Genomic DNA, 20,590 nt, shown 5'->3' with positions numbered 1-20,590 from the left:
CCGACATCGATCACCGCGGTCCGATCAGAACAGGTCGTCGACGTCGCGCCGCTTCCGCTCCGCCAGTTCCACGTGGTCCGCGAGCCGCGCGGCCACCTGCGGACGGGCCTCCGGCGTGCGGAGGAACGCGAACAAAAGCTCCGCGAACGTCGTCCGGCCGGTGCCGCGCTCCGCGTGCGCGAGCGCCGCCGCGGCCTCGAACGTCTCCTCGTCGCCGGGGGCGACCGCGCCGGCCAGCGCCGGCGCCGCGAGGCGCGCGGCCGCCAGGTCGAGGTCGCCGAACCGCGGCACCGCGCCCCCGATCCGGAGCGTCGGCGGGGCCGCGCGCTCGATTGTCTCGGGATCGGTCGCGAGCCGGCGACACCAGTCGCGGACGGGGGCGACGTCGACCCCGCGCGGCGCCGGCCCGACCCCGTCGAGGTACTCGACCGCGTTCTCGGCGCAACTGACCGCCCCGGACCAGTTGCGGGCGCCGGCGTGATGAGTCGCCGCGGCGGTCGCGATCAGCCCGTGGAGGAGGCGCTCGTCGGGGTCCTCGGCGAGCGGGAGCCACGCCGCCTCCCACGGGTCGTGCGCCGCGAGGACGTGTCCCTCGTTGAACAGCGCGGCGCCGGCGCGGAGCGCGGCGGAGACCGGCGGATCGGCGTCGCCGGGGGTGGCTCCGTCGGCGGCCGCCCCGACGCCGGGCCCGCGGTCGCGGTCGGTCATATCCGTCCGTCGGGGACTCCGACGGATAAGCGATGAGGATGCCCGCGGTGAGCGCCGGGATCGGAAGGGCGGGCGGAACGGGAAGGGAAGCGTCAGCGGGAGGCGAAGGTTGGAGGGCGAGCGTCAGCGGGATCGGTGGTTCGTCGCGATCAGCCGTCGGCGGCGCCGGCCGGACCGTCGCCGGGCGCCGACCGCGCGCGGTCGACGACGCGGTCGAGCGCGTCCGGGTACCGACGCTGGAGGGCGACACCGGCGACCGCGCCGGCGACGGCGGCCGCGGCGAACGCGGCCGCGGTCGGGAACGCGGCGACCGCCAGCGTCAGGACCGGCACGGCGGCGAGCGCGGCCGTCGCGCGCCACGAGGGCGCGCGGTCGGCGGGCGCCGGACCGGTGTAGAGGTCGGGGTGTCTCGTGCGTCTGGAGGGTGAATCTCGTGTCATCGTGTGTCCTGTGTTGGTGGCGCGAGTCCTCGCGCCGCGGTCGGAGTCGGTGCGTCGGTCGGGGACCGCGGAGACCGAGAGCGGCCGGCGTCCGCTACCGGGGACGCGCCTCGTGGACCCCGACGATCTCGGTGAGGTCGTCGACCTCGGCGTCCGGCGCGAGCCGGAGCGAGGCGTCGACCTCAACCGTGAGGTCGTTGAGGCGCGGCCGGAGGGCGACGATGTCGACGCGTTCGACGTCGACGCCGTCGCGGCCGGCGAGCTTGTCGCGAACCCCGGCGTGGAGGTCGCCCGCGGCGTCGCGGGGAACCGCCAGCCGGAGCGCGATGTCGGTCGCGCGGTGGCAGGGTTGGACTGCCATACGGACCCGGGAGGGAGTCGATTCCTCACCCCGAGGCTCTGCCGCTTGAGCTACCGGGTCCAACTGTCGGAAGGGGGGGAGAGAAGACGGCGCTCGCTCCGACGGGCGAAGCCGACCGCCCCCGCGTCGGGGTTTACGCGGCGACGGCGTCGAAGCGAGCGACGACCGTTCCGCGACCCCGCTTCCCGACGCTCCAGAGGGGGGCGAGCGCCGGGATGGTGTCGCGGACGGTCATGGGTGGGGCACCCGGCGGAGGGATCCGCGCGGGTGTAGATTGACCAACAGGTGGAACCGAGTTAATAGTTGCTCGTGTGTGCGAATCAATGGCGTGATTCGTCGGCGCGAGAATATTCTCTTCAGTTATCGCGTGCGAACAACGCGGGACGGCTCCGGCCACCAGTACACTAAGAAGGGCGGCGGTCGTACGTTCGGTAGACGTGTCCAGCCTGTTGCCGGTCATCGCGGCGATCCTCGTGTCGGGACTCGTCGTCCAACTGATCGCTCACCGTCTGAAGGTGCCGAGCGTCATCTTCTACCTCCTCATCGGCGTCGTGTTGGGGCCGGAGGTGCTGGGGCTCGTGACCCTCGAGACGTTCGGGGGCGGGCTCGAGATCATCGTCGGGCTCAGCGTCGCGATCATCGTCTTCGAGGGGGCGTTCGCCCTGCGGATCGATCGGATCCGGGGCGCGTCGACCGTCTCCCTCCGGCTGGTGACGGTCAGCGCCCTCGTGATGTTCCTCGGGACGGCGGCCGCGGTGCGGTTCCTCGAAGGGGCCAGCTGGGAGATCGCGCTGCTCATCGGGGCGCTGCTCGTGGCGACGGGGCCGACCGTGATCACGCCGATTCTCAACGTCGTCCGCGTCAGGGACCACGTCGCCACCGCGCTGGAGACCGAGGGGATCATCAACGACGTGACCGCCGCGATCGTCGCCGTGGTGATCTTCGAGACGCTGCTGCTCGACGACCTCGGCGTCCCCGCGACCCTGCTCTCGTTCCTCCAGCGGCTCGGCGTCGGCGTGGGCGCCGGGGTGCTCGCGACGGTGGTTATCTACTACCTGTTGAACAGCGAGTTCGTCCCCGAGCGCGACGTGCAGGCGTCGCAGTTCCTCGTGCTGGCGGCGGCGGTGGGGGCGTTCGCGGCCGCCGAGGCGGTCGCCGCCGAGGCGGGGATCGCGGCGGCTGCGACGAGCGGGATCATCCTCGGCAACCTCGACATCGACAACAGAGAGGAGATCGAACGGTTCGCGGAGAACACGACGCTCGTCGTCCTCTCGTTCGTGTTCATCTCGCTGGCCGCGCTGATCGACATCGAGGCGATCGCGGCGCTCGGCGTCGGCGCCGTCGGGCTCGTCTTGGTGATCATGCTCGTGCTCCGGCCGCTCGGAGCGATCATCGCCACCGCCGGCGTCGAGCGGTTCACGTGGCCGGAGCGGCTGTTCATCGCAGGCGTCGGCCCGCGCGGGATCATCCCCGCGAGCGTGGCCACGCTGTTCGCGATCGAGCTGGAGCTGGCGGGCAGCGTCGAGGCGGGCGAGCTGCTGGTCGGGACGGTGTTCGCCGTCATCTTCGCGACGGTCGCGATCGAGGCCGGGCTGGCGCGGCAGATCGGCGACGTTCTCGGAGTGTCACCAATGCGCACGATAATCATCGGCGGCGGTCGGGTCGGCCGGGCGCTCGCCACACGGCTGGAGCGGCGGGGCGAGTACGTCGTCATCGTCGAGATCGACGACGAAGAGATCGAACGCGCGCGCTCGGACGGGTTCACCGTGTACGAGGGCGACGGCAGCGACACGGAGGCGCTGCGGGGCGCCGGTATCGAGGACGCCAAGCGGGTGATCACGGTGACCGGCGACGACGACATCAACCTCCTCGCGTGCCAGCTCGCGATCACGAAGTTCGATGTCGAATCGGTGTACTCCCGGGTGAACGAGCCGGACAACGTCGACGCGTTCGAGAGTCTCGGCGTCAAGGGCATCGACTCGCCGACGGCCACCGCCGTCGCCATCGACGACGAGATCGAGCGTCCGGCGATCACCCACTGGATGAACGAACTCGGCGACAGCCACGACGTACAGGAGGTCGAGGTGACCGCGGAGGACCTCGCCGGGAAGACGATCCGCGACCTCAACGCGGAGATCCCCGACGGCACCTTCGTCGCCGTCGTCAGCCGCGACGGCGAGAATCACGTGCCGTCGGCGGACAGCGTGCTGGAGTACGGCGACCACGTCACCTTCATCGGCGACACGGACGCCGTCAAGCGCGCGATGGAGCGGTTCCATCCGCACGACTGACGGCGGGCCCCGCGGTCGTCGATGTGGACGCGGCTCACAGGATTCGCCGTTCGACGTGTCCAAAATCGTCCTGACGGAGTCCTGCGGAGCGAAGCGAGCGCAGGGCACGTCAGGGCGCGAACGCAGCGGCTGACGAACGAAGTGAGTCAGCCGCAAAGTGAGCGTCCTGACGGAGATTTGAACTCCGGTCCCTGGCTCCGCAAGCCAAGAGGATAGTCCACTACCCTATCAGGACTCAAATACACGTATCGCGCTAGTACTTAAGACGGTTACGGTCCGCGGGACGCGTGGCGAACGGTCGCATGCGGCGCGGTCGGGGGCCGGCAATGGGTACCCGTTTATCTCCGTTGCGCCCCTCCGGCCCGGTATGAACAGGCGTTCCCTCCTCGCGGCGGCCGCGGCGCTCTCCGTCGCGGGTTGTGTCGGTGCCGGCGGATCGCCGGGCGGGGCGGGCGGGACGGACGCCGAGTCAGGGGCCGACGCCGCCGACGCCGACGGTGGCAACACCACCGCGGGCGAGGGGACGGACGAGAGCGTGCCGGAAACCGCCGCCGACCCCGACCTCCTGTCGACCGACCTCGTTGAGGTCGAGTCCGACCCGTCGGAAGACACTGGATCGGCCGGCGGCGAGGCCGCGATCGGATTCGCGCCCGACGAGGTCGCGGTGGCGGGGACGGTCGTCGGGGAGACGGGATGTCACGGGGCGGAGATCGCGGACGCGGCCGTCGACGACGACGGCGCGTTCCGCGTGGTCGTCGCCGCGGTTGACCGGTCCGCGCCGGACCGGCTGTGCACCCAGTCGCTGACGGCGGTCGGCTACGAGCTGGAGGCGCGGTTCGACGGCGGGGTCCCCGAGACCGTGGCGGTGGTCCACGACGACGCGGGGGGCCGCGAGACGGTCGCGACCGATCGGCCGGACGACGCGTAGGAGGGAGACGGGGCGGCCCGGATTGCACACCTTTTGTACCGACGGGACCGATGGACGGGTATGACGATGCATCGACCCGCGCCGGCGACGCCGCGGGGCCCGCGGAGCGAGCGCCCCGATTCGACCGCGAGACCCCCGCAAGGACAACGCTTATCCGCGGACTCGACAACCGAGGTGGTACGCGTATGGGAGTGATAGAGGACGTCTACGAGGATCTCGACACCGACGTCGAGTTCGAGGAGTTCGAGGCGGCCGTCGAGGACAAGGTCGAGCAGATGGGCGGGCTCGCCGACGAGGAGACGGCCGCGATGCTGATCGCCCACGAGCTGCGCGACGAGGAGGCCGACACGATCGCCGACATCGAACCGGGGATGAACGAGGTGAAGTTCCTCGGGAAGGTGACCGCCATCGGCGACGTCCGCACGTTCGAGCGCGACGACGAGGACGCCGAGGAGGGCCGCGTCTGCAACGTCGACGTGGCAGACGCCTCCGGCTCCGTGCGGGTCGCGCTGTGGGACGACATGGCCGCGGCGGCCGAAGAGGAGCTCGAGGTCGGCCAGGTGCTCCGCGTCATGGGCCGCCCGAAGGAGGGGTACAGCGGCCTCGAGGTGAGCGCGGACAAGGTCGAGCCGGACGAGGACGCCGAGGTCGACGTGCAGGTGCTCGACACCTACCGGGTGGAGGACCTCTCGCTCGGCGCCTCCGACGTGGACCTCGTCGGACAGGTGCTCGACACGGACGCGATCCGGACGTTCGACCGCGACGACGGCTCCGAGGGGCGGGTCGCCAACCTCACCGTCGGCGACGAGACGGGTCGCGTGCGCGTGACGCTGTGGGACGGCAAGGCCGACCTCGCCGAGGAGTTCGAGGCCGGCGAGGTCGTCGAGGTCGGCGACGGCTACGTCCGCGAGCGCGACGGCGACTTGGAGCTCCACGTCGGCGACCGCGGCACCGTCGAGCGCGTCGACGAGGACGTGGAGTACGTCCCGGAGACCGCCGACATCGCGGACCTGGAGATCGGCGAGACCGTCGACATCGGCGGGGGCGTCATCGAGACCGACCCGAAGCGCACGTTCGACCGCGACGACGGCTCCGAGGGGCAGGTCCGGAACGTCCGGATCAAAGACGACACCGGCGAGATCCGCGTCGCGCTGTGGGGCGACAAGGCCGACCGCGAGATCGACTTAGCCGATCGCGTCGTCTTCACCGACGTGGAGATCCAGGACGGCTGGCAGGACGACCTCGAGGCCTCCGCGAACTGGCGCTCGACGGTCACCGTCCTTGAGGAGGGGAGCGACGCGGCCGGCGGGGGCGCGGACGACGCCCGCGGAGCCGGCGCTTCCGACTCCGGGAGCGACGACCGCGGCGGGAACGAGACCGGACTCGGCGCCTTCGCCGAGGACGGGCAGAAGGCGGCCGCCGAGGCCGTCGCGGGCGAGACCGCCGACGGCGACGGAACCGGCGGGACCGGCGGCGAGAGCGGGGGCGCCGGCGGCGCCGCGGCCGCGACGGCGGAGCGGTCGACCGAGGACGTCGAGTTCACCGGGACGGTCGTCCAGACCGGCGATCCCGTCGTGTTGGACGACGGCCAGCGCACGAAGAGCGTCGAGACCGACGCGAGCCTCCGCCTCGGCGAGGAGGTCACGGTGCGCGGACCCGAGCGAGACGGGACGATCGACGCCGACGACGTGTTCTGATCGGGCGGGCGCGCGGCGCGCGGAACAGCCGGCGACGGAGCGACGGTCAAGCGGGGACGGCGGCCGCCGACGGGAGCGACGGAGTAGCGCCGACGCAGTCGCTCGGCGGCGGAGAGCGGGTAACGGAAACGTTTTACGGCGACCGGACGCGACTGTGTGTATGAGTGTCGAGTTGCCGTTCGCGCCGGTCGACGGGATCATCCGGCGGAACGCCGGGGACCTCCGCGTGAGCGCGGACGCCGCCGAGGAGTTGGCTCGCCGGATCCAAGCGCACGGCGCGGAGCTGGCGATCGACGCGGCCGAACGGGCAACCGAGGACGGACGGAAGACGCTGATGGCGTCCGATTTCGGCGTCGAACAGGTGATCAGCCGCGAGGATCTCACCCTGCCCGTCGCCCCCATCGACCGGATCGCGCGGCTCCGGATCGACGACCGGTACCGCGTGGGCGTCGACGCGCGGATCGCGCTGGCCGACATCTTGGAGGACTACGCCGACAACGTCGCGAGCGCGGCTGCGACGCTCGCGCGCCACGCCGACAGACGGACCGTACAGGCCGAGGACATCGAGACGTACTTCGCGCTGTTCGAGTAGATGCGCTTCGGCTACAGCGAGCGGTGTCTCGAACACGACACCGGCGAACGGCACCCGGAGAACCCGGACCGGCTGCGCGCGATCCGCCGCGGGCTGGCGAAGCGGCACGGCGTCGAGTACGCCGAGGCGGACCCAGCGACGCGCGAGGAGGTCGTCGCGGTCCACGACGCGGAGTACGTCGACGAGCTGGAGGCGTTCGTCGACGACGGCGGCGGGAACTGGGACCCAGACACCGTCGCGAGCGAGGGGACGTGGGACGCCGCGCTCACCTCGGCGGGGCTCGCCCAGTGGGCGGCTCGCTCCGCGCTCGACGGCGACGACGGCCGCGACACCCCCTTCGCGCTCGGCCGGCCGCCGGGCCACCACGCGGTGCCCGACGACGCCATGGGGTTCTGCTTCTTCAACAACGCCGCCGTCGCGACCCAGACCGTCCTCGACGAGGGCGCCGCGGACCGGGTCGCGATCTTCGACTGGGACGTGCACCACGGGAACGGCACCCAGGACGTGTTCTACGAGCGCGGCGACGTGCTCTACGCGTCGATCCACGAGGAGGGGCTCTACCCCGACACGGGCGCGCTCGACGAGACCGGCCGCGACGAGGGCGAGGGGACGACGGTGAACCTCCCGCTCGCGGCCGGCGCGGGCGACGCCGACTACCTCTACGCCATCGACGAGGCGGTCGCGCCCGCGATCGAACGGTTCGACCCCGACCTCGTGATCGTCTCGGCCGGGTTCGACGCCCACCGCCACGACCCCATCTCGCGGATGCGCGTCTCCTCGGAGGGGTACGCGCTGATGACCGACCGGATCCGGTCGGTCACCGACGAGGTCGGTGCCGCGAACGCCTACGTGCTCGAGGGCGGCTACGGGCTCGACACGCTGGCCGAAGGCGTCTCGATGGTCCACGAGACGTTCGACGGGCGCACTCCCGTCGGCGACGACGATGACCCCGACGACGAGACGGAGTCGCTGGTCGCGGAGCTGCGGGAGCTCCTCGATCTGTAGAACGGAACCGCGATCGTCGCCCGGGAGTCGGTTTTTGAAGGTTTCGTCGACGCCGGACCCGCGGTTCGCGATGCTCACCGCTCGTTGATCGGTAAGAACGAAAACGCCCGGAGCGGGATTTGAACCTCAGTCGTTCCGCTCGTTTCACTCGCTCCACTCTCTGGTTCAAATCCCTTGTCTGGGTTCGTCGACGCCGGACTCGCTCGTCGCTGACGCTCCTCGCTCGTAGTCGGCGTCGACAGGAACGCCCGGAGCGGGATTTGAACCCGCGTCACGACCGTGACAGGGTCGTATGATGGGCCACTACACCATCCGGGCAAACAGCGACAGACCCCGAAGCGTCGGGACGCCCGGAGCGGGATTTGAACCCGCGTCACGACCGTGACAGGGTCGTATGATGGGCCACTACACCATCCGGGCTTGTCGCAGTCATTCGTACCCCTGTCTGGCAAATAAGGCTTGTCATCCCCGCCGACGATGGTGACCGGTGACAGGGACCGACGGCGGCGCGGTTGGTCGTGGCGAGGCCGATCGCAGCCGGATCGGTCGCGTCCAAGTCGATCGCGGCGGTACCCTTTTGTGTGATACCCGCGTGAGTTAGGGTATCGCACGCCCCCGTCGCCGTGAGCCGTGCGCGGCGGAGCCGCTTGGCAAGCCTTATGCCGTTGGCGCATATAGCGATCTGTAGTATCTCGTGATAGCTTCTCTCAATAACCACCACCCATGGTAGACGTAAGCCAACACGAACTCGTCCCGGATCACGTCCTCCTCGAACCCGAAGAGGTCGACGAGGTTCTGGCGGAGTACGACGTGAAACGGACGAACCTACCGAAGATCAAACGCACAGATCCCGCGCTCCCCGACGAGGCCGAGGTCGGTGACGTGGTGAAGATCACTCGAAACTCTCGCACGACCGAGGAAGCGGTCGTGTACCGATTAGTCGTCTCATGAACAGGCAAGACCGACGCGTGGTGTCACGCGAGTATTTCTCGGACGAACGGCTCGCCGAACACCACTTCCGATCGTTCAACAACTTCCTGGACCGCGGGATGCAGGAGGTCGTCGACGAGAAGGAGACGATCGAGACCGACATCGGCGACAAGGAGGGCCAGGAACCCGTCTACGTCGAGCTCGGTGACGTGCGGATGGTCACCCCGCGCGTCCGCGAGGCCGACGGCTCCGAGGAACTGCTGTACCCCCAGGAGGCCCGCCTCCGGAACATCACCTACTCGGCGCCCGTGTTCATGGAGATGTCCATCGTGCGCGGCGGCGAGGAGGAGCCCGAGCAGGTCGTCGACACGACCGAGACCAAGGTCGGCCGGATGCCGATCATGGTCGGCTCGGACAAGTGTAACATGGCCGGCTTCTCCGACGAGGAGCTCATCGACATCGGCGAGGACCCCGTCGACCCCGGCGGCTACTTCATCGTCAACGGCTCCGAGCGCGTGCTGATGACCTCGGAGGACCTCGCGCCGAACAAGATCCTCGCCGAGTACGACTCGAAGTACGGCGACGAGATCCAGGTCGCGAAGACGTTCTCTCAGCGCCGCGGCTACCGCGCGCTGGTGCTCTGCGAGCGCAACCGCGAGGGGCTGCTCGAAGTGTCGTTCCCGTCCGTCTCGGGCTCGATCGACTTCGTGACCCTCGTCCGCGCGCTCGGACTGGAGTCCGACGAGGAGATCGTCCACCGCGTCTCGGACGACCCCGAGATCGTGAAGTTCATGCTGGAGAATCTGGAGGAGGCCGACGTGCAGACCACCGAGGAGGCCATCGAGACCCTCGGTGAGCGCGTCGCCTCCGGCCAGGGGAAGAACTACCAGCTCAAGCGGGCGAACTACGTCATCGACCGCTACCTCCTCCCGCACCTCCACGAGGAGGGCGTTGACGAGGAGGACGTGCGGATCAACAAGGCGTACTACCTCTGCCGGATGGCCGAGGCGTGCTTCGAGCTCGCCTTAGACCGCCGCGAGGCCGACGACAAGGACCACTACGCGAACAAGCGCCTGAAGGTCTCCGGCGACCTGATGCGCGACCTGTTCCGGACCGCGCTGAACAAGCTGGCGCGCGACGTGAAGTACCAGCTCGAGCGCGCGAACATGCGGAACCGCGAGCTCACCGTCAACACGGTTGTCCGATCCGACGTGCTGACCGAGCGGCTCGAACACCCGATCGCGACGGGGAACTGGGTGGGCGGCCGCTCGGGCGTCTCCCAGCTCGTCGACCGGACCGACTACATGGGCGTGCTCTCGCACCTCCGGCGCCTGCGCTCGCCGCTGTCGCGCTCGCAGCCGCACTTCAAGGCGCGGGACCTCCACGCGACCCAGTGGGGTCGCATCTGTCCCTCCGAGACCCCGGAGGGACCGAACTGCGGGCTCGTGAAGAACTTCGCGCAGGCGATGGAGCTGTCACAGACCGTAGACGACGAACAGGGGCTGAAACGAGAACTGGCGTCGATGGGTGTCGAGGGGATCCCCGGCATCGAGGGCGTCGAACGACAGACGGCGGACGACTAATATGGCTCAGGCAGAACGCGAAGCGAAGGTGTACGTCAACGGGAGCCTCGTCGGGACCCATCCGGACCCCGAGGCCCTCGCCGAACAGATCCGCGAGGCCCGCCGGCGCGGCGACGTCTCGGAGATGGTGAACGTCTCGGTCAAAGACCGGACCCAGGAAGTGATCGTCAACGCGGACGCGGGGCGCGCCCGCCGCCCGCTGATCGTCGTCGAGAACGGCGAGCCCCTGCTGGGCGACGAGGAGGTCGAGGCCCTCGAACGCGGCGAGGTCGAGTTCGAGGACCTCGTCGAGCGCGGCTACGTCGAGTTCATCGACGCCGAGGAGGAGGAGGACATCCTCGTCGCGGTCGACGAGGGGGACGTGACCGAGGACCACACGCACCTCGAGATCGACCCGCAGCTCGTGTTCGGTATCGGCGCGGGGATGATCCCGTACCCCGAGCACAACGCGAGCCCGCGAATTACCATGGGCGCGGGGATGATGAAGCAGTCGCTCGGGCTCCCCTCGGCCAACTACCGGATCCGGCCGGACACGCGTCAGCACCTGCTGCACTACCCGCAGCTGGCGATGGTGAAGACGCAGACGTCCGACCAGATCAGCTTCGACAAGCGGCCGGCGGCGCAGAACTTCGTCGTCGCCGTGATGTCCTACGAGGGGTTCAACATCGAGGACGCGCTGGTGATGAACCAGGGGTCCGTCGACCGCGCGCTCACCCGCTCGCACTTCTTCCGGACCTACGAGGGCGAGGAGCGGCGGTACCCCGGCGGGCAGGAGGACCGCTTCGAGATCCCCGAACAGGACGTGCGCGGCGCGCGCGGCGAGGACGCGTACACCCACCTCGACGAGGACGGCCTCGTCAACCCCGAGACGAAGGTGGACGAGTCCTCGGTGCTGCTCGGCAAGACCAGTCCGCCGCGCTTCTTGGAGGAACCCGACGACATGGGCGGGCTCTCCCCGCAGAAGCGCCGTGAGACCTCGGTGACGATGCGCTCGGGCGAGTCGGGCGTCGTCGACACGGTGACGCTGATGGAGGGCGAGGACGGCTCCAAGCTCTCGAAGGTGAAGGTGCGCGACCAGCGCGTCCCCGAGCTGGGCGACAAGTTCGCGTCCCGACACGGCCAGAAGGGCGTCGTGGGCCACCTCGCGCCCCAGGAGGACATGCCGTTCACCGAGGAGGGGGTCGTCCCCGACCTCGTGATGAACCCGCACGCGCTCCCGTCGCGGATGACGGTGGGTCACGTGCTGGAGATGCTCGGCGGCAAGGTCGGCTCGCTGCGCGGCTCGCGGGTCGACGGCACGCCGTTCCAGGGCGAAGACGAGGAGGAGCTCCGCGGCGGCTTAGAGGAGCACGGCTTCAAGTCCTCCGGCAAGGAGGTCATGTACTCCGGCGTCACCGGCGAGAAGATCGAGGCGGAGATCTTCGTCGGGACGATCTTCTACCACAAGCTGTACCACATGGTGTCGAACAAGCTCCACGCCCGCTCGCGCGGTCCGGTGCAGGTGCTCACGCGCCAGCCGACCGAGGGGCGCGCCCGCGAGGGCGGCCTGCGCGTCGGGGAGATGGAGCGCGACACGATCATCGGCCACGGCGCGTCGATGGTGCTCAACGAGCGGCTCTTGGAGTCCTCCGACGCGGAGACGGTCCACGTCTCCGCGGAGACCGGGCTCGTCGCCGTCGAGGACCGCGAGCAGCGCCGGGTGTACGACCCCGTCACGGGCGACGAGGACGACATCCACGAGCTGGAGGTCAGCTACGCGTTCAAGCTGCTGCTCGACGAGATGATCGCCCTCGGCATCCGACCGAAACTCGAACTGGAGGACGCGATTTAAATGTCAATGCAAACACCGAAAGTGCTCGGCGGCATCGACTTCGGCCTCATGGACCCGGAGACGTACCGGGACATGTCCGCGACGAAGGTGATCACGGCCGACACGTACGACGACGACGGCTACCCGATCGACATGGGGCTGATGGACCCGCGGCTCGGCGTCATCGACCCCGGCCTGGAGTGTCGGACCTGCGGCTCCCACTCCGGCTCCTGTAACGGCCACTTCGGTCACATCGAGCTGGCCGCGCCCGTCATCCACGTGGGCTTCACGAAGCTCATCCGGCGGCTGCTCCGGTCGACCTGCCGCGAGTGCGGGAAGCTCGCCTTAGACGAGGCGCAGCGCGACGAGTTCCGCGACCGCTACGAGCGGGCGCAGGAGCTCGGCGACGACGAACACGACGTGCTCAAGGCCGCCGTCCGGCAGGCCCGGAAGGCGTCGACCTGCCCGTTCTGCGGCGAGCCGCAGGCGGACATCAAACACGAGAAGCCGACCACGTACTACGAGGTTCAGGACGTGCTCTCGGGCGACTACTCCGAGCGCATCGCGGCCGCGATGCAGCCCGACGAGGAGGAGGACGACCCGGGCACCTCGCCGCAGGAGCTCGCCGAGAAGACCGACATCGCCTTAGACCGGATCAACGAGATCATGGCCGGCGAGTTCCGCCCGCGCAAGGAGGACCGCCGCGCCATCGAGAAGGCCCTCGACGTGGACCTCACCGAGGAGGACATGAACAAGCTGATGCCCTCGGACATCCGCGACTGGTTCGAGGACATCCCGGATGAGGACCTGGAGGTGCTCGGCATCGACTCCGAGCACTCCCGACCGGAGTGGATGATCCTGACGGTCCTCCCGGTCCCGCCGGTCACCACGCGCCCCTCCATCACGCTGGACAACGGCCAGCGCTCCGAGGACGACCTCACGCACAAGCTGGTCGACATCATCCGGATCAACCAGCGGTTCATGGAGAACCGCGAGGCGGGCGCCCCGCAGCTGATCATCGAGGACCTCTGGGAGCTGCTCCAGTACCACGTCACCACCTTCGTCGACAACGAGATCAGCGGGACGCCGCCGGCGCGCCACCGCTCCGGCCGCCCCCTCAAGACCCTCAGCCAGCGGCTGAAGGGGAAGGAGGGTCGCTTCCGCGGCTCCCTGTCGGGCAAACGCGTGAACTTCTCCGCCCGGACCGTCATCTCGCCGGACCCGACCCTCTCGCTGAACGAGGTCGGCGTCCCGGACCGGGTCGCCAAGGAGATGACCCAGACGCTCAACGTCACCGAGCGCAACGTCGAGGAGGCGCGGCAGTACGTCCGGAACGGGCCCGAGGCCCACCCCGGCGCGAACTACGTGCGCCGCCCCGACGGTCGCCGCCTGAAGGTGACTGAGAAGAACTGCGAGGAGCTCGCCGAGAAGGTCGAGGCCGACTGGGAGGTCAACCGCCACCTCGTCGACGGCGACATCGTGATCTTCAACCGGCAGCCCTCGCTGCACCGGATGTCCATCATGGCCCACGAGGTCGTGGTGATGCCGTACAAGACGTTCCGGCTCAACACCGTTGTCTGTCCGCCGTACAACGCCGACTTCGACGGCGACGAGATGAACATGCACGCCCTCCAGAACGAGGAGGCCCGCGCCGAGGCGCGCGTCCTCATGCGCGTCCAAGAGCAGATCCTCTCGCCGCGGTTCGGCGGGAACATCATCGGCGCCATCCAGGACCACATCTCCGGGACGTACCTGCTCACGCACTCGAACCCCGAGTTCACGGAGACGCAGGCGCTGGACCTGCTGCGCGCGACCCGCGTCGACGAGCTGCCCGAGGCGGACGGCGTCGACGACGACGGCCGCGAGTACTGGACCGGCCGCACGCTGTTCTCGGAGCTGCTCCCCGACGACCTCTCGCTGGACTTCACCTCGTCGACGGGCGACAGCGTCCTCATCGAGAACGGCCAGCTGGTCGAGGGGACGATCGACGAGGACGCCGTCGGCGCGTTCGGCGGCGAGGTTGTCGACACCCTCACGAAGGAGTACGGCGAGACGCGCTCGCGCGTGTTCATCAACGAGATCGCGTCGCTGGCGATGCGCGCGATCATGCACTTCGGGTTCTCGATCGGGATCGACGACGAGTCGATCCCGCCGGAGGCCGAAGAGCAGGTCGACGACGCGATCCAGAGCGCGTACGACCGCGTCCAGGAGCTCATCTCGACCTACGAGGCCGGCGAGCTGGAGTCGCTCCCCGGCCGCGGCGTCGACGAGACGCTGGAGATGAAGATCATGCAGACGCTCGGGAAGGCCCGCGACTCGGCCGGCGAGATCGCCGACCAGCACTTCGGCGACGACAACCCGGCGGTCGTGATGGCCCGCTCCGGCGCGCGTGGGTCGATGCTGAACCTCACGCAGATGGCCGGCTCCGTCGGCCAGCAGGCGGTCCGCGGCGAGCGGATCAACCGGGGCTACGAGGACCGGACGCTCTCTCACTACCGGGAGAACGACCTGTCCGCGGAGGCGCACGGCTTCGTGGAGAACTCCTACCGTGGCGGGCTCACGCCCGAGGAGTTCTTCTTCCACGCGATGGGCGGCCGCGAGGGGCTGGTCGACACGGCGGTCCGGACCTCCAAGTCCGGCTACCTCCAGCGCCGGCTCATCAACGCGCTCTCCGAGCTGGAGGCGCAGTACGACGGCACGGTCCGGGACACCTCGGGCCGGATCGTCCAGTTCGAGTTCGGTGAGGACGGCACCTCGCCGGTCAAGGTCTCCTCCGGCGAGGGCGACGGCATCGACGTCGACGACATCGTCGACCGCGTCGTCGACGCCGAGTTCGAGTCCGACGACGAGAAGGACCGCTTCCTCGGCGAGCGCGCGCCGCCGACGAACCTCTCGGAGCACTCAGGGCCGGGCCTGAACAAGGCCTCGGGGGTGGAGTCGGATGACTGAGTACGACCACGTCACCGACGACATCGAGGCGGTCGTGGAGGCCACGGAGCTTCCCGCCCGCCTCAAAGACGAGGTGTACGAGGCGATCGACCGGAAGGCCGAGGAGGCGGGCGAGGTCACCGTCGAGCAGGCCACCGACATCGCGACCGGCGTCGAGAACCGGTACATCGAGACGCGCGTGGACCCGCTAGACCCGGTCGGCACCGTCTCCGCGCAGTCGATCGGCGAGCCCGGGACGCAGATGACGATGAACACGTTCCACTACGCCGGCGTCGCGGAGATCGACGTGACGCAGGGGCTCCCCCGGCTCATCGAGCTGGTGGACGCCCGGAAGACGCCGGACACGCCGATGATGACCGTCCACCTCGAGGGCGAGTACGCCACGGACCGCCAGAAGGCCCACGAGGTCGTCTGGTCGATCGAGGCGACGCGCATCCTCGCGCTCGGCGACGTGTCGACGAACGTCGCGGACATGCTGGTGCGGATCGACCTGAACGACGACACCCTCCTCGAACGGTGGCCGACCCACTCGGACCCGTCGGAGGTCGCCGCGATCATCGCCGAGACGATCGAGGACTCGCTCGGCGTCAACACCCGGCAGTCGGGGACCGTCGTGGAGTTCGGGCCGAACGAGCCGAGCTACCGCGAGCTGCTCCAGCTCGTCGAGCGGCTCCGCGAGATCGTGTTCAAGGGGATCGAGGAGATCGAACGCGTCGTCATCCGCAAAGAGGAGATCGACGGCGAGGAGGAGTTCGTCCTCTACACCGAGGGGTCGGCGTTCGGCGACACCCTCGACATCGAGGGCGTCGACGCCTCGCGCACGACGTGTAACAACATCCACGAGATCTACCGCAACCTCGGGGTCGAGGCGGCCCGCGAGACGATCATCGACGAGACGAAGAACACGCTCGAAGAGCAGGGGCTCGACGACGTGAACGTCCGCCACCTCATGCTGGTGGCCGATATCATGACGAACAACGGCGAGATCGAGTCGATCGGTCGCCACGGCATCTCGGGCTCGAAGGACTCCGTGCTCGCGCGCGCGGCGTTCGAGGTGACGGTCAACCACCTGCTCGACGCCGCGATCCACGGCGAGTACGACGAGCTCGACGGCGTCATCGAGAACGTCATCGCCGGCAAGCCGATCTCGCTCGGTACCGGCGACGTCGACCTCCGGATGGGGTCGCGCGTCGTGGGCGACGACTAATGTACGTCGAGCTCTCCGACGAGGCCCGGCGCTATATCGGTCGCTTCGACGAGCTGACCGGGGTCGCGCCGAAGGACTGCCTCGTGGAGAGCGACCGGCTCGTGTTCCTCGTGCCGGCCGGCGAGATGGCCGCCGCGATCGGACAGGCCGGCGAGACCGTCGAGGAGGCGGAGCGCCGGCTCGGCAAGTCCGTCGACTTGGTCGAGGACGCGGACACGGCGGAGGCGTTCGTCGCGAGCGCGCTCTCGCCGGCGGCGGTCAACGCCGTCACCATCTCGGAGCAGAACGACCGGGTGGCGTACGTCGAGGTGCCGGAGGCGGACCGCGGCGTCGCCATCGGCGCGGAGGGCGCCAACATCGAGACGGCGCGGACCCTGGCGGAGCGCCACTTCGACATCGACGACATCCAGCTGACCTGAGGTCGGAACCCACGCCCTTTTGCCGACGCGCTCGCTTGTCGCGACATGGACCGGAGACGCTTCCTCGTCGGCGCCGGAACCGGAGCCGCTATCGGACTCGCCGGCTGTCTCGGCGGCGGCGGCCCCGATCGCCCGTTTCCCGAGGCCGACTGGCGCGACGAGGACGGCCTCGACGTGGCGGTCCTCTCGGAGCGCCACGTCGAGGCGATCGTCGAGGCGGGCGGCGCCACGCTGTTCTCGACCGCGGAGACGAGCCACGACGGCGACGCGGAGCCGAGCCCGTGGCTCCCCTCACAGGAGTACGAGTCGGCGTACGACCTCGAAAACGGGCGGCAGTACGTGCGACAGGAGCTGACCGAGACCGAGGAGACCGACGTGTCGGAGCTGTACGTCGCCGACGGCGACGCGCTGGTCCGCCAGCGGGTCGGCGACGAGACGCAGTACGGGAGACAGGCGGTCGACCGATCCGCCGACGACCTCGAATCGGCGATGCGCTCGGAGGTGGTGACGGGGATCCGCGTCGAGGGACAGACGGAAGGCGGCGAGACGGAGTACGAGGGGCTGAACCTGTGGAACCCGACGAGCGACGGCGAGGGCGAGGTGGGCGGCGAGCGGACGGCGCGGTTCACCGCGGACGCCTTCGAGGGCGACCGGAACGTCCCCGAGACGGTCGAGACGGCGTCGGCGACCGTCCACGTGTACGAGTCCGGCGTGGTGCCGCGGCTCGAACAGTCGTGGGCGGGCCCCCACGACGGGCAGGAGGCGACCGTCGACGTCGACATCGACTACCGCGACCTCGGCGCGACGGTGGCGGAGCCGGAGTGGGTCGAAGCGGCGCGCGAGGAGACGAGCGCCTGACTCGGGGACGCGCTCTCGGCCGCGAGCGCGACTCGCTTCCAGTCGAAACGACGGGCGCTCGCTTCCGTTGAGCCGGTAAGCCGACGAGAGCGCCCGTCGTTTTCGATCGCTCGGTCCCGCAAAACACTCTCAGAACGGACGAGAGGTACCGTTCGAGCGATCTGAGGGCGTTTCTCCGCGTCGAAAGACGACGCTTAAGTAGCTCCGTTCGGAAGTAGACGTACGATGGCGAACGGCAAATACGCGGCCCGTAAGCTCAAACAGGACCGGCAGAAGCGCCGCTGGTCCGACTCCGAGTACGCTCGGCGAGAGCGCGGGCTCAAGAAGAAGTCCGACCCCCTCGAGGGCGCCCCGCAGGCCCGCGGGATCGTGCTGGAGAAGGTCGGGATCGAGGCAAAGCAGCCGAACTCGGCGATCCGAAAGTGCGTCCGCGTTCAGCTCATCAAGAACGGGAAGCAGGTCACCGCGTTCTGTCCCGGTGACGGCGCCATCTCGTTCATCGACGAGCACGACGAGGTCACGATCGCCGGGATCGGTGGGGCGAAGGGTCGCGCGATGGGCGACCTCTCCGGCGTCAACTACAAGGTCGAGAAGGTCAACGGCGTCTCCATGATCGAACTGGTTCGCGGAAACGCGGAGAAGCCCGTCAGATGAGCGGTGAGGAGACCGAGGCGCCGTCCGACGCGGACGTCGCCGCCGACGAGCCGGACCCGGACGCGCCCGCGTCCAGCGAGGCCGCCAACGAGAACGCCAAGCTGTTCGGCGTCTGGGACGTCACCGAGATCGCCTACGAGGATCCCTCGACGAAGCGCTACATGACCGTGACGCCCATCGCCCACACGATGGGTCGCCACGCGTCCAAGCAGTTCAAGAAGTCCGAGATCTCTCTGGTCGAGCGGCTGATCAACCGCCTGATGCAGACCGAGGAGAACACGGGCAAGAAACAGCAGGCGACGCGGATCGTCCGCGACGCCTTCGACATCATCCACGAGCGGACCGAGGAGAACCCGGTCCAGATCCTCGTGACGGCCGTCGAGAACGCTGCGCCCCGCGAGGAGACCGTCCGCCTGAAGTACGGCGGGATCTCCGTCCCGAAGGCGGTCGACGTCGCGCCCCAGCGCCGCGTCGATCAGGCGCTTTTGTTCATCTCCGACGGCGTCGCCAACGCGACGTACAAGTCGACGACCTCCGCCGCCGAGGCGCTCGCCAACGAGCTCGTCACGGCCGCGGACTACGACGCCGAGCGCTCCTACTCCATCTCGCAGAAGGAGGAGCGCGAGCGCGTCGCCGCCGCGGCCCGCTAACGCCGGTTCCGACTCGGACCGACGGGACGCGTTTTCGCGGTTTTTCGTTTCGACCCGCCGCGCGGAGCGGCGGCGCCGGTCGGCGTTGAGGCGTGCGGGTCGACCCGAGACGGCGATCGATAGCGGGAGTGAGTATTGCAGATCGGTAGGGGCGAGACGGTATTTAAACAGCCGTGAGCGGCGTCGACGACTACTTATAAAAACGGTGCGGTGGCGCGTGCCTCCGAGGCCGCTTCGCGGCCGAGGAGCACGCGCGAGGGAGTCGCTGGCGCCTTATAAGGCGCCAGCGACGAGGCTGGGGAGGCGTGAGGCTGCGGTCTGCGGTCGGGTGGGACTCAAAGGGGTAGTCGCGAGGGCCGCTTAGGCGACGCTAAGCACCGCAGTGAAGGAGCGACAGCGACTGAGCGAGGCGCGCAGCGAGCGTGCGCCCCCCGCAGCGACTGGGGCTTTGCAGGTCTTCACCGCAACACCGTCGATCACTTATAAACAGCCGACAGCAACATCACAAACTCACTTATAAACAACCGATCAGCCAATTTGCTATACCCACTCCCGCAATCGATCACGAAGCGCCGTCAGCAACCGCCCGCTTCACGCGCCGTCGGTGGGCGTGTCGGGGTCAGTCGGGAAGTTGGGTTCGGCCGGACCGTCGCGGTCGCCCTCGGCGGTTTCGCCGTCCTCGTCGTCGCCTCCGGCCTCGCCTTTCGGCTCCCCCTCGAAGGTGTAGTCGGCGGAGTTGTCGGCCGGGTCGTAGCCGAGCGCCTCGCGGGCGCGCTCGATCGAGTAGTAGCGCCGGTCGTTGTTCGAGATGCCGTAGACGATCTCGTAGCCGTAGTCGGCCTGCAGACACCGGTCGAACAGGTGCGCGCAGTCGCGGTGCGAGAGCCACATCGCCTGCCCGCGCTCGTACTCCCGCGGCGGGTGGTCCTTCGTGAGGTTCCCGATGCGGACGCAGACGACGCTCATCCCGTGTTCGTCGTGGTGGAAGCGCCCAAGCGACTCCCCGGCCGCCTTCGAGACGCCGTAGAGGTTCCCGGGGCGGGGGAGCTCGCTGCCGTCGAGCCGGTAGTCGTCGTCGGTCCGGTACAGCTCCGGCGTGCGGTCCTCGGTCTCGTAGCCGCCGACAGCGTGGTTCGACGAGGCGAACGCGAACTTCTCGACGCCGGCGTCGACGGCGGCCCGCATCACGACCTGGGTCCCGTCGATGTTGTTCCGAATCACCGAGTCCCACGGCGCCGTCTTCCGGGGGTCGCCCGCGAGGTGGATCACGGCGCCGACCCCGTCCATCGCCTCACGGACCGCCCGATCGTCGGTGATGTCGGCGACGAACCGGTCGGCGTCGGTGACCCCGTCGGGCACCTTCGCCGCCGGGAGCGGCTCCCTGTCGAGGAGTCGCCACTCGTAGTCGTCGCCGATGCCGCGGAGGATGGCCTGCCCCACCCGTCCGCCGGCGCCCGTCAGGAGGACCGGCTCGTCCATTCGGTCGTGCATGGGCGCGAGACGGGCAT

The 20,590-nt window shown here is 69.2% G+C and carries 18 protein-coding genes and 3 tRNA genes; 14 read left to right on the top strand and 7 right to left on the bottom strand.

What is annotated here, in order from left to right:
- Positions 1 to 24: 24 nt before the first annotated feature.
- The 3 genes from CK500_RS02175 to CK500_RS02165 form a co-directional block, all read right to left on the bottom strand.
- Entirely contained in the window at positions 25 to 708 is a 684-nt protein-coding gene (locus tag CK500_RS02175) for a DUF309 domain-containing protein (RefSeq protein ID WP_095635609.1), read from the bottom strand.
- A gap of 149 nt (positions 709 to 857) precedes the next feature.
- On the bottom strand, positions 858 to 1,148 hold the full coding sequence (locus CK500_RS02170; protein ID WP_095635608.1) for a hypothetical protein: 291 nt from the start codon (positions 1,146 to 1,148) through the stop codon (positions 858 to 860).
- A 94-nt stretch (positions 1,149 to 1,242) separates the two neighbouring features.
- Positions 1,243 to 1,509 carry a hypothetical protein gene (locus tag CK500_RS02165; protein WP_095635607.1) on the bottom strand — a complete coding sequence of 89 codons (267 nt, stop codon included), beginning with the start codon at positions 1,507 to 1,509 and terminating at the stop codon, positions 1,243 to 1,245.
- A gap of 449 nt (positions 1,510 to 1,958) precedes the next feature.
- Here CK500_RS02165 and CK500_RS02160 point away from each other — a divergent pair, with 449 nt between their 5' ends.
- Entirely contained in the window at positions 1,959 to 3,800 is a 1,842-nt protein-coding gene (locus CK500_RS02160) for a cation:proton antiporter (protein ID WP_095635606.1), read from the top strand.
- A 162-nt stretch (positions 3,801 to 3,962) separates the two neighbouring features.
- On the opposite strand, the gene CK500_RS02155 is transcribed toward CK500_RS02160, so the two are convergent.
- A tRNA-Arg gene (locus CK500_RS02155) sits at positions 3,963 to 4,035 on the bottom strand.
- Between the two features lie 132 nt (positions 4,036 to 4,167).
- Between CK500_RS02155 and CK500_RS02150 the strand changes: the two genes are divergently transcribed.
- The 4 genes from CK500_RS02150 (at position 4,168) to CK500_RS02135 (ending at position 8,022) form a co-directional block, all read left to right on the top strand.
- Positions 4,168 to 4,728 (top strand): hypothetical protein, encoded by a 561-nt coding sequence (locus CK500_RS02150; RefSeq protein ID WP_095635605.1) that lies wholly within the window; start codon positions 4,168 to 4,170, stop codon positions 4,726 to 4,728.
- Between the two features lie 185 nt (positions 4,729 to 4,913).
- Positions 4,914 to 6,425, top strand: coding sequence for a single-stranded DNA binding protein (locus CK500_RS02145; RefSeq protein WP_095635604.1), 1,512 nt, complete (start codon positions 4,914 to 4,916; stop codon positions 6,423 to 6,425).
- 160 nt (positions 6,426 to 6,585) lie between these two features.
- A complete protein-coding gene (locus tag CK500_RS02140) occupies positions 6,586 to 7,017 on the top strand; it encodes a histone (protein ID WP_095635603.1) in 432 nt (143 codons plus the stop codon).
- A complete protein-coding gene (locus tag CK500_RS02135) occupies positions 7,018 to 8,022 on the top strand; it encodes a histone deacetylase family protein (RefSeq protein WP_095635602.1) in 1,005 nt (334 codons plus the stop codon).
- Positions 8,023 to 8,267: 245 nt separating this feature from the next.
- On the opposite strand, the gene CK500_RS02130 is transcribed toward CK500_RS02135, so the two are convergent.
- Positions 8,268 to 8,340: transfer RNA gene (locus CK500_RS02130), tRNA-Asp, on the bottom strand.
- 29 nt (positions 8,341 to 8,369) lie between these two features.
- Positions 8,370 to 8,442, bottom strand: a tRNA-Asp gene (locus CK500_RS02125).
- A gap of 303 nt (positions 8,443 to 8,745) precedes the next feature.
- On the opposite strand from CK500_RS02125, the gene CK500_RS02120 reads away from it, so the two are divergent.
- The 9 genes from CK500_RS02120 (at position 8,746) to CK500_RS02080 (ending at position 19,082) form a co-directional block, all read left to right on the top strand.
- Positions 8,746 to 8,973: a DNA-directed RNA polymerase subunit H gene (locus CK500_RS02120; RefSeq protein ID WP_095635601.1), complete on the top strand. Its 228-nt coding sequence runs from the start codon at positions 8,746 to 8,748 to the stop codon at positions 8,971 to 8,973.
- Positions 8,970 to 10,535 (top strand): DNA-directed RNA polymerase subunit B'', encoded by a 1,566-nt coding sequence (locus CK500_RS02115; protein ID WP_095635600.1) that lies wholly within the window; start codon positions 8,970 to 8,972, stop codon positions 10,533 to 10,535. Before CK500_RS02120 ends, CK500_RS02115 begins: the two co-directional genes overlap by 4 nt.
- Position 10,536: 1 nt before the next feature.
- On the top strand, positions 10,537 to 12,366 hold the full coding sequence (rpoB, locus tag CK500_RS02110) for a DNA-directed RNA polymerase subunit B (protein ID WP_095635599.1): 1,830 nt from the start codon (positions 10,537 to 10,539) through the stop codon (positions 12,364 to 12,366).
- Positions 12,367 to 12,372: 6 nt separating this feature from the next.
- Positions 12,373 to 15,294, top strand: a complete 2,922-nt coding sequence (locus CK500_RS02105) for a DNA-directed RNA polymerase subunit A' (RefSeq protein ID WP_095635598.1) — start codon at positions 12,373 to 12,375, stop codon at positions 15,292 to 15,294.
- On the top strand, positions 15,287 to 16,501 hold the full coding sequence (rpoA2, locus tag CK500_RS02100; protein ID WP_095635597.1) for a DNA-directed RNA polymerase subunit A'': 1,215 nt from the start codon (positions 15,287 to 15,289) through the stop codon (positions 16,499 to 16,501). Before CK500_RS02105 ends, rpoA2 begins: the two co-directional genes overlap by 8 nt.
- Positions 16,501 to 16,920: a NusA-like transcription termination signal-binding factor gene (locus tag CK500_RS02095; RefSeq protein ID WP_095635596.1), complete on the top strand. Its 420-nt coding sequence runs from the start codon at positions 16,501 to 16,503 to the stop codon at positions 16,918 to 16,920. The genes rpoA2 and CK500_RS02095 overlap by 1 nt, the downstream gene beginning before the upstream one ends.
- A 45-nt stretch (positions 16,921 to 16,965) precedes the next feature.
- The gene (locus tag CK500_RS02090) at positions 16,966 to 17,778 is read left to right on the top strand and encodes a DUF7537 family lipoprotein (RefSeq protein ID WP_095635595.1); all 813 of its coding nucleotides are present in this window, start codon (positions 16,966 to 16,968) and stop codon (positions 17,776 to 17,778) included.
- 225 nt (positions 17,779 to 18,003) lie between these two features.
- Positions 18,004 to 18,432: a 30S ribosomal protein S12 gene (locus CK500_RS02085; protein WP_004048726.1), complete on the top strand. Its 429-nt coding sequence runs from the start codon at positions 18,004 to 18,006 to the stop codon at positions 18,430 to 18,432.
- The gene (locus CK500_RS02080; RefSeq protein ID WP_095635594.1) at positions 18,429 to 19,082 is read left to right on the top strand and encodes a 30S ribosomal protein S7; all 654 of its coding nucleotides are present in this window, start codon (positions 18,429 to 18,431) and stop codon (positions 19,080 to 19,082) included. The genes CK500_RS02085 and CK500_RS02080 overlap by 4 nt, the downstream gene beginning before the upstream one ends.
- A 591-nt stretch (positions 19,083 to 19,673) precedes the next feature.
- Here the strand turns inward: CK500_RS02080 and azf are convergent.
- Positions 19,674 to 20,561, bottom strand: coding sequence for an NAD-dependent glucose-6-phosphate dehydrogenase Azf (azf, locus tag CK500_RS02075; protein WP_095635593.1), 888 nt, complete (start codon positions 20,559 to 20,561; stop codon positions 19,674 to 19,676).
- Positions 20,562 to 20,590: the final 29 nt, after the last annotated feature.

The sequence above is a fragment of the Halorubrum salipaludis genome, from assembly GCF_002286985.1.
Taxonomy (GTDB): Archaea; Halobacteriota; Halobacteria; order Halobacteriales; family Haloferacaceae; genus Halorubrum; species Halorubrum salipaludis.
Note: the sequence above shows the minus strand (reverse complement) of the source record. Positions and strands in the feature narration are given on the sequence as shown.

What these genes read in the sequence shown, in the direction of transcription:
- CK500_RS02175 (WP_095635609.1), bottom strand. Translation starts at nt 708, where the DNA reads ATGACCGACCGCGACCGCGGGCCCGGCGTCGGGGCGGCCGCCGACGGA.
- CK500_RS02170 (WP_095635608.1), bottom strand. Translation starts at nt 1,148, where the DNA reads ATGACACGAGATTCACCCTCCAGACGCACGAGACACCCCGACCTCTAC.
- CK500_RS02165 (WP_095635607.1), bottom strand. Translation starts at nt 1,509, where the DNA reads ATGGCAGTCCAACCCTGCCACCGCGCGACCGACATCGCGCTCCGGCTG.
- CK500_RS02150 (WP_095635605.1), top strand. Translation starts at nt 4,168, where the DNA reads ATGAACAGGCGTTCCCTCCTCGCGGCGGCCGCGGCGCTCTCCGTCGCG.
- CK500_RS02145 (WP_095635604.1), top strand. Translation starts at nt 4,914, where the DNA reads ATGGGAGTGATAGAGGACGTCTACGAGGATCTCGACACCGACGTCGAG.
- CK500_RS02140 (WP_095635603.1), top strand. Translation starts at nt 6,586, where the DNA reads ATGAGTGTCGAGTTGCCGTTCGCGCCGGTCGACGGGATCATCCGGCGG.
- CK500_RS02135 (WP_095635602.1), top strand. Translation starts at nt 7,018, where the DNA reads ATGCGCTTCGGCTACAGCGAGCGGTGTCTCGAACACGACACCGGCGAA.
- CK500_RS02120 (WP_095635601.1), top strand. Translation starts at nt 8,746, where the DNA reads ATGGTAGACGTAAGCCAACACGAACTCGTCCCGGATCACGTCCTCCTC.
- CK500_RS02115 (WP_095635600.1), top strand. Translation starts at nt 8,970, where the DNA reads ATGAACAGGCAAGACCGACGCGTGGTGTCACGCGAGTATTTCTCGGAC.
- rpoB (WP_095635599.1), top strand. Translation starts at nt 10,537, where the DNA reads ATGGCTCAGGCAGAACGCGAAGCGAAGGTGTACGTCAACGGGAGCCTC.
- CK500_RS02105 (WP_095635598.1), top strand. Translation starts at nt 12,373, where the DNA reads ATGCAAACACCGAAAGTGCTCGGCGGCATCGACTTCGGCCTCATGGAC.
- rpoA2 (WP_095635597.1), top strand. Translation starts at nt 15,287, where the DNA reads ATGACTGAGTACGACCACGTCACCGACGACATCGAGGCGGTCGTGGAG.
- CK500_RS02095 (WP_095635596.1), top strand. Translation starts at nt 16,501, where the DNA reads ATGTACGTCGAGCTCTCCGACGAGGCCCGGCGCTATATCGGTCGCTTC.
- CK500_RS02090 (WP_095635595.1), top strand. Translation starts at nt 16,966, where the DNA reads ATGGACCGGAGACGCTTCCTCGTCGGCGCCGGAACCGGAGCCGCTATC.
- CK500_RS02085 (WP_004048726.1), top strand. Translation starts at nt 18,004, where the DNA reads ATGGCGAACGGCAAATACGCGGCCCGTAAGCTCAAACAGGACCGGCAG.
- CK500_RS02080 (WP_095635594.1), top strand. Translation starts at nt 18,429, where the DNA reads ATGAGCGGTGAGGAGACCGAGGCGCCGTCCGACGCGGACGTCGCCGCC.
- azf (WP_095635593.1), bottom strand. Translation starts at nt 20,561, where the DNA reads ATGGACGAGCCGGTCCTCCTGACGGGCGCCGGCGGACGGGTGGGGCAG.